This is a genomic window from Streptomyces anandii JCM 4720, assembly GCF_014650655.1.
In the GTDB taxonomy this organism is placed as follows: domain Bacteria; phylum Actinomycetota; class Actinomycetes; order Streptomycetales; family Streptomycetaceae; genus Streptomyces; species Streptomyces anandii.
The window spans coordinates 226,423-227,160 of the sequence record NZ_BMVJ01000003.1; the positions used below are offsets into that span (position 1 = coordinate 226,423).

2 protein-coding genes are annotated in these 738 nt (G+C 76.4%); both read right to left on the bottom strand.

Annotation, left to right across the window (positions count from 1 at the left end):
* On the bottom strand, positions 1-513 hold a 513-nt coding region (locus IE249_RS36510), incomplete at its 3' end, for an acyl carrier protein (protein ID WP_229857729.1).
* A gap of 57 nt (positions 514-570) precedes the next feature.
* Positions 571-738: hypothetical protein (locus IE249_RS39965; protein WP_189703896.1), on the bottom strand; the 168-nt coding region annotated here is incomplete at its 5' end.

Sequence of the window (738 nt, forward strand, 5' to 3'; positions counted from 1 at the left end):
ACGGCGGGCCCTGGTGCACGGAGCCTCGGCGGGGGCGGGGGGCGGAGTGGCCGTCTGGGCGGCGGGTGCGGCCTGGGCCGGCGCGAGCGGTGTGACGGCAACCGGTTCGGCCTGCGCGGTGGCCGGGAGCAGGCGCCGGGCCAGGCTGACGGGGCGGGCGTCGGCGAAGACCTCGTCCAGGTCGAACTCGACGCCCAGTTCGGCCTCCAGTTCCGCGACGAGTTCCACGGCCTGCACGGAGGTGCCCCCGGCGTCGAAGAAGTCGGCGTCGACCGCCAGTTGACCACCCGGCAGGTGCCGTCCCGCGGCTGTGGCGATGACGGCGGCCACGTCGTCCGCGGTCCGCGCCGGGGCGGGAGCGGGGGCGGGGGCGGGCGGTGCGGCGGCGGCCGGGGCCGTGGCGGGTGCCCCTGATGTCACCCTGGCCAGCAGGTCGGCGACGCTCAGGCCGCCGCTTCCGCCGCGTTCGATCGCCTCGGCGGCCGCCCGCTGTCCGGTGTCCTCGTTGTTCATGTCACGCATCGGAGCCCTTCATGACGTACGACGTCCTTCTCTCGTCAACTACTGCGTTCACCGCTGGTGCCACGAGCGGAACGCCCGCAGCCGGTCCGGCGTGACCACCGCCTCCAGGCGCTCGCCGTCCGGGTCGCCCCCGCCGAGCGCGGCCACCAGCCGCCGGGCCGGCGCGTTGCGCTCGGTGCGCAGCGCCGTCAACCGCACCTCGGCGCAGCCCAGTTC